The 6,204-nt window shown below is 73.1% G+C and carries 6 protein-coding genes; all 6 read right to left on the reverse strand.

Features of this window, described 5'->3' with window-relative positions; genetic code table 11:
• Nucleotides 1-13: 13 nt before the first annotated feature.
• The 6 genes from V3C34_RS17420 to V3C34_RS17445 are packed head-to-tail and all read right to left on the reverse strand — an operon-like array spanning nt 14 to nt 6,046.
• Entirely contained in the window at nt 14-955 is a 942-nt protein-coding gene (locus V3C34_RS17420) for an ABC transporter substrate-binding protein (protein WP_346007752.1), read from the reverse strand.
• Nucleotides 952-1,686, reverse strand: coding sequence for an ABC transporter permease (locus V3C34_RS17425; RefSeq protein WP_338537509.1), 735 nt, complete (start codon nt 1,684-1,686; stop codon nt 952-954). Before V3C34_RS17425 ends, V3C34_RS17420 begins: the two co-directional genes overlap by 4 nt.
• Complete coding sequence (locus V3C34_RS17430; protein WP_068328976.1) at nt 1,683-2,333, reverse strand: ABC transporter permease; 651 nt, start codon at nt 2,331-2,333, stop codon at nt 1,683-1,685. Before V3C34_RS17430 ends, V3C34_RS17425 begins: the two co-directional genes overlap by 4 nt.
• Nucleotides 2,330-3,448 (reverse strand): ABC transporter ATP-binding protein, encoded by a 1,119-nt coding sequence (locus tag V3C34_RS17435; protein WP_068328971.1) that lies wholly within the window; start codon nt 3,446-3,448, stop codon nt 2,330-2,332. The genes V3C34_RS17430 and V3C34_RS17435 overlap by 4 nt, the downstream gene beginning before the upstream one ends.
• Nucleotides 3,449-3,488: 40 nt before the next feature.
• Complete coding sequence (locus tag V3C34_RS17440; RefSeq protein WP_068328969.1) at nt 3,489-4,520, reverse strand: 3-hydroxyisobutyryl-CoA hydrolase; 1,032 nt, start codon at nt 4,518-4,520, stop codon at nt 3,489-3,491.
• A 47-nt stretch (nt 4,521-4,567) separates the two neighbouring features.
• Nucleotides 4,568-6,046, reverse strand: coding sequence for an amidase (locus V3C34_RS17445; protein WP_068328967.1), 1,479 nt, complete (start codon nt 6,044-6,046; stop codon nt 4,568-4,570).
• Between the last annotated feature and the right edge of the window lie 158 nt (nt 6,047-6,204).

The following is a 6,204-nucleotide window of genomic DNA, read 5'->3' on the forward strand; positions in this document are numbered from 1 at the left end:
GACCCGCAGATCTTCAGTCGAGGCCCTCCTCGGCGAGGAAGTCGGCGGCCACCCGGTCCGGGTCCTCCTTGTCGATGTCGGTCTTCTTGAGCATCTGCTGCAGCTTCTCGGTCGTGAGCTTCGCGGACACCTCGTCGAGGGTCTTCGCCACCTGGTCCTCGACCTCGCCGCGGACGAGCGGCACGACGTTCTGGGAGCCGAAGAGGTTCTTGGGGTCCTCGAGGACCACGAAGTCGTTCTCCACGATGGTCGGGTCGGTCGTGAAGATGTTGGCTGCCTGGACCTGCCCGTTCTTCAGGGCGCCGTTGGTCGCCTGGCCCGGCTTGAGCGGCCGGAAGGACTTGAACTCGATGCCGTACTCGTCCTTGAGGCCGGGGACGCCCTGGATGCGGGTCTTGAACTCCGACGGCGCGCCGAGGGTCATCTCGCCGGCGACCTCGGACAGGTCCTCGAGGGTCTTGAGGTCCTTGGACTCGGCCGTCTCCTTCGTGACGACGACGGCGTCCTTGTCCTCGGCAGCCGACTTCTCCAGCACGGTGAGGTCCTCGGGCAGCACCTCGGTGAGCGCGTCGTACGCCTTGTCCGGGTCGCTCTCGGAGAACTTCTTGTCGTAGTACAGGGCGAGCGCGCCGGTGTACTCGGGCATGACGTCGACCGAGCCCTCCTCGAGCGCCTTGAGGTAGACCTCGCGCGAGCCGATGCCGGTCTTGGTCGAGGCGTTGACGCCGTCGGCCTTGAGCGCGCCGGCGTAGATGTGCGCGAGCAGGGTCGACTCGGAGAAGTCGGCGGACCCGACCACGACGTCGCCACCGTTCTCGCCTGCGGCGTCGGAGCTCGAGGAGCTGGAGAGCGGGTCGCTGCCGCCCCCGCAGGCGGACAGGCCGAGCGCGCCGACCATGGTCAGGGCGAGCGCGGCGGTGCGCAGCGGACGGCGCGGGGTTCGGACGGGGGTCATGGGGTTCCTCCTGCGGGTGCGGTACGGGTGGGTGACGAGGATCGAAGGGGGCGGGATCGACCGGTGAGTCCCGGCGAGACCACGAGACGCTCGAGCAGCGCGAAGGGGGCGTCGAGGGCCAGCGCGAGCAGCGCCACGAGGATCGCGCCGCCCGCCGTGCTCGCGTAGTCCTGGACGGCGAGACCGTCGATGAGGAAGCGACCGAGACCGCCGAGCCCCACGTAGGCGGCGACGGTGGCGGTCGCGACGACCTGGAGCACGGCGGCGCGCAGGCCGGAGATGAGCAGCGGCAGCGCGATGGGCAGCTCGACCTGCCACAGCACCTGTCGACCGGTCATGCCGATGCCCTTGGCCGCGTCCCGCGCCGCCGGGGGCACGGCCTCGACACCCGCATAGGCGCCCGAGAGGATCGCCGGGATCGCGAGCAGCACGAGGACGATGACGCTCGGCACGAGGAAGGCGGCGTCTCCGGGCAGCCGCGGCAGGAGCACGAGCGTCAACGCGAAGAGCAGACCGAGCGTCGGCACCGCGCGCACCGCGTTGGCCGCGGTGACGAGCCACCGGCCGCGGCCCGTGTGCCCGATCCACAGGCCGACCGGGATCGCGATGGCCGCCGCGATGAGCAGCACGATGAGCGTGTAGCCGGTGTGCTCGAGGAGCCGCGCGCCGATGCCGTCGGCCCCGGACCAGGTGGCGCCGCTCGTCAGCCAGTCGAGGATCGAGGCGATCATGCGGAGCCCCCCTGCCCGGCCCGTCGCCACGGCGTGAGGACCCGTTCGAGGGCCCGGATCGCGAGGTCCAGCACGAGGGCGAGCAGCACGCAGCCGAGGATCCCGGCGGCGAGCTCGCCACCGATGGCGCGGTTGTACCCGTCGACGAGCAGGTCTCCGAGCTGGCTGACGCCGATGAGCGAGGCGATCGACACGATCGACACGTTGCTCACCGCCGCGACCCTCAGGCCGGCGGCGATGACGGGGACGGCGAGCGGCAGGTCGACACCGAAGAACCGCCGGACCGGCGTGTACCCCATCGCCGTGGCCGATCGGGCGACCTCCTCGGGCACCGACCCGAGCCCGTCGACGACCGAGCGCACGAGCAGCGCCACGGTGTAGATCGTCATCGCGACGACGACGTTGACCGGGTCGAGGATGCCGGTGCCGAGCACGAGGGGCATCAGGACGAAGAGCGCCAGCGAGGGCACCGTGTAGAGCAGCCCGGCGGAGACGATGACTGCCCCGCGGATGCGGCGGTGCCGGTTGGCCAGCCACCCGAGCGGAAGGGAGACCAGCAGCCCGACCACGAGCGGCACCCCGGCGAGCCACGTGTGCCGCAACGTCAACGACAGGATGTCGTCGAGGTGGTCGAGGATCCAGCTCATGCGACCGCACCCGGGTCGCGCGGCCGCTCCCGGGACTCGATGACCGAGAGGACCTCGGTCGCCCGGCAGGTGCCGACGAGCGCGCCGTCGCCGTCGACGACCACGCCGCGGCGGCTGGGCGAGGACAGCGCCGCGTCGAGCGCAGCACGGAGCGGCCCGTCGAGCCGGGCGAGCGTGCCACCGAGGGACAGCCCGTCCGCCTCGACGGTGGCGTGCCCGGTGAGGTCGGCCGGTCGGGCCCAGCCCTGCGGGTGCCGCTGCCCGTCCACGACGAGGACCCAGCCGTCGGGGCCGGCCGCGGCGGTGGCCTCTGCGACCGGCGCGCCCAGCACGATCGTCGGCTCGTCGTGCGCGGGGATCCGCGCGTGCTCGAAGCCCAGGGCCCGGTACCCGCGGTCCCGACCGAGGAAGTCGGCGACGAACCCGTCGGCAGGGTGGGCGAGCAGCTCCGCGGGGCGCGCGAGCTGGGCGATCCGGCCGCCGACCTGGAGCACCGCGACGTGGTCGCCGAGCTTGATCGCCTCGTCGATGTCGTGGGTGACCATGACGATCGTCTTGCCGAGCTCTGCCTGCAGGCGCAGGAACTCGTCCTGCAGCTGCTCCCGCACGACCGGGTCGACCGCGGAGAAGGGCTCGTCCATGAGCATCACCGGCGGGTCCGCGGCGAGCGCGCGGGCGACGCCGACGCGCTGCTGCTGGCCGCCGGAGAGCTGGGTCGGGTAGCGCCGGCCGAGAGCCGGGTCGAGGCCGACGAGCTCGAGCAGCTCGCGAGCCCGCGAGATCGCCTCGCGCTTGCCGACCCCGAGGAGGAGCGGCACCGCCGCGACATTGCGCTCGATGGTGTGGTGCGGGAAGAGCCCACCGTGCTGGATGACGTACCCGATCCCGCGCCGCAGCTCGGCCGCGTCCATCGCGAGCACGTCCTGCCCATCGATGGTGACCGACCCGGAGGTCGGCTCGATCATCCGGTTGATCATCCGCAGCGTGGTCGTCTTGCCGCAGCCCGAGGGACCGACGAGGACGGTGATGGCGCGGTCGGGCGCGGTGAGGCTGAGGTCGTCGACGGCGACCGTGCCGTCGGGGTACTGCTTCGTGACGCCGTCGAGCCTGATCATCGGGAGTGCCTGTCCTCGGTCCACCGTGGTCTGGATCAACCTAACCCTCGAGCACCGACATCACCTCGCTGCGCGTGACCTCATCCACGTCCGCGTGCTCCCAGCGTGGCTGCCGGTCCTTGTCGACGAGCAGCGCCCGGACCCCTTCGACGAAGTCCGCCCGGGCGAGCAGCCCGCGGCTGATCCGGGTGTCCGCCTCGAGCACCTCGCGCACGGACCCCGCCGTGGCCGCCCTGCGGAGCGCCGCGAGCGTCACGGCCACCGACAGGGGTGAGCGAAGGGAGATCTCCTCGGCCGCCGCACGGGCAGCCGGGTCGGCGTGCTCGCGCAGGCGCGCCAGGATCACCGCGGCGTCGTCGCCGGCGTAGCACTCGTCGACCCAGTCGTGCGAGGAGGCGAGGTCGCCCCCCTTCGTCATGGCACCAGCGGGGACCGGCTCGATCGGCCCTCCCCCGGCGACGGCGGCGATGAGCTCGGGCAGGCGGGTGTGGTCGACGACCGCGTCGGCGAGGCCGACGTGCACGGCGTCGGCACCGGTGACCGTCGCGCCGGTGAGCGCCATGTGCGTCCCGACCTCACCCGGCGCGCGGGAGAGCAGGTACGTCGCGGCGACGTCGGGGAAGAAGCCGATGATCGTCTCGGGCATGGCGATCCTCGAGCGTTCGGTCGTCCAGCGGGCGGTGGCGAACATCGACAGGCCCAGCCCGCCGCCCATGACGATGCCGTCCATGACGGCGACGACCGGCTTGGGGTACTCGGCGATCTGCGCGTCGAGCGCGTACTCGTCGGCCCAGAAGTCCACTCCCCCGGACGTGCCCGTGAGGTGCGCCTCGCGGACCGCCCGCACGTCGCCACCGGCGCAGAACCCCCGCTCGCCGGCGCCCTCGAGGCTGATGGCCGTCACGGCGTCGTCGTCCGCCCAGGCGGCGAGGCGCGTCTGCATCGCGACGACCATCTCGCGGGTGAGGGCGTTGATCGCCCGGGGGCGGTTGAGCAGCACCCGCCCCAGTGATCCGTCGACGGCGAAGAGCACCTCGTCGGTGCCGGTGGTCCCGGGGGTGAAGTCAGCCATGGTCGTCACCCAAGCACACGCGGCCACGCCGGCAGGCACGGGCCGAGCTACACCTGGCCGTCGATGCGGGCGAAGGGGGCTGCGGCCTCCAGCTCGAAGGCCAGCTCGAGGAGCAGCCGCTCCTGGCCCGCGCGGGCGGAGAACATGACGCCGATCGGGCGCCCGTCGTCCGTCCGGCCGAGCGGCAGCGAGATCGACGGCTGGCCGTTGGCGTTGTGGATCGGGGTGAACCCGACGTACTCGAGCAGGCGCCCCATGTGCGTGTCGAAGTCCAGGTCGCCGGAGAGGTACCCGATCCGCGGCGTGGTGTGGACCAGGGTCGGCGTGAGGACGACGTCCGCGTCCGCGGGGAAGAGCCGCGCCGACGCCGGACCGGTCAGCGCGAGGCGGGCGAGGTAGAGCGGCGCGCGGTGCAGGCGCCGCTTGGCGCGGGCGGCGAGGCCCCGGGTGAACATGTCGAGGCGCCCGGGGTCGAACCCTTCGCCGTAGAGCTTCGTGCCCCGCGCGGACGAGGCGAGGGCGAGCAGCGCCCAGTAGTCCTGGAAGTCGGTCCTGAAGAACTCCGGCACCGGCACCGCGGTGTCGGGGTCGACGTCGTGGCCGAGGCCGTCGAGCAGGCGGGCGACGCCTGCGACGGCATCGCGGGTCTGCGGGTCGGTCGCCGGGGCGAGCGGGGAGTCCAGCATCATCCCGACGCGCAGGCGGCGCGCGCCCGGCCCCTCGACGAGACCGACGGCGGGGAGCCGGCGTGCCGGCTGGTGGCTCTCGGCGGCCGCGAGGAAGGTCGCGGTGTCGCGGACGGTGCGCGTGAGCACGCCGTTGACGACGATGCCGACCGGCAGCTGGTCGGTCGTCGGGTCGCCGAGGAGGCGGCCGCGGGTGACCTTGAGTCCGACGAGGCCGCACACGGCCGCGGGGATGCGGATCGAGCCGCCACCGTCGTTGCCGTGGGCGATGGGCAGCGCGCCCGAGGCGACGAGCGCGGCCGCGCCACCGGAGGACCCACCCGAGGAGTAGCCGGTCGCCCAGGGGTTGCGGGTGACGCGACCGCCGGGGCGCTCGGTCGTCGCGGTCCAGCCGAAGGGAGGACAGGTCGTCGTCGCGACCGGGATGACGCCGGTGGAGAGGAGCTGGCGCACGAAGGCGCCGTCCGCGGTCCGCGGCGCGGTCGGCAGCGCGTCGGAGCCCTGGCTCATCGGCAGACCCGCGACGTTGACGTTGTCCTTGATGGCCGTCGGCACACCGGCGAAGGGAGCCCGCGTCCCCCGCGGCAGGTGGCCGGCCCGACGGCGGGCCCGCTCGAAGTCGTCCACCGTCGTCGCCCCGAGGACGGGGTCGACCTCCTGCACGCGCGCGATGGCCGCCTCGACGGCCTCGGTGGCGCTGATCTCTCCGTGGCGGATCGCCTCCGCGACGCCCGTCGCGTCCAGGCTCGCGAGCGCGTCGTCGGCGAAGGCGCTGACGCGCCGGGAGTCGTGCTCCTCACGGAGCTCGTCATGGGCGGGGACGCGGCTCTGGGTGCTCATCCCCCGAGGTTACTCACGAGTCACGTGAGGAGGTCGCGCAGCGAGGCCCCCACCGCTCCCTGAGGAGGTCGCGCAGCGAGGCCCCCACCGCTCCCTGAGGAGGTCGCGCAGCGAGGCCCCCACCGCTCCCTGAGGAGGTCGCGCAGCGAGGCCCCCAC

Origin of the sequence: Janibacter terrae (genome assembly GCF_039636765.1) — a bacterium.
Taxonomy (GTDB): Bacteria; Actinomycetota; Actinomycetes; order Actinomycetales; family Dermatophilaceae; genus Janibacter; species Janibacter terrae.

Bases quoted from the DNA above. Each gene is read 5' to 3' on its own strand.
- V3C34_RS17435 (WP_068328971.1), bottom strand. From the start codon at position 3,448: ATGATCAGGCTCGACGGCGTCACGAAGCAGTACCCCGACGGCACGGTC.
- V3C34_RS17440 (WP_068328969.1), bottom strand. From the start codon at position 4,520: ATGGCTGACTTCACCCCCGGGACCACCGGCACCGACGAGGTGCTCTTC.
- V3C34_RS17420 (WP_346007752.1), bottom strand. From the start codon at position 955: ATGACCCCCGTCCGAACCCCGCGCCGTCCGCTGCGCACCGCCGCGCTC.
- V3C34_RS17425 (WP_338537509.1), bottom strand. From the start codon at position 1,686: ATGATCGCCTCGATCCTCGACTGGCTGACGAGCGGCGCCACCTGGTCC.
- V3C34_RS17445 (WP_068328967.1), bottom strand. From the start codon at position 6,046: ATGAGCACCCAGAGCCGCGTCCCCGCCCATGACGAGCTCCGTGAGGAG.
- V3C34_RS17430 (WP_068328976.1), bottom strand. From the start codon at position 2,333: ATGAGCTGGATCCTCGACCACCTCGACGACATCCTGTCGTTGACGTTG.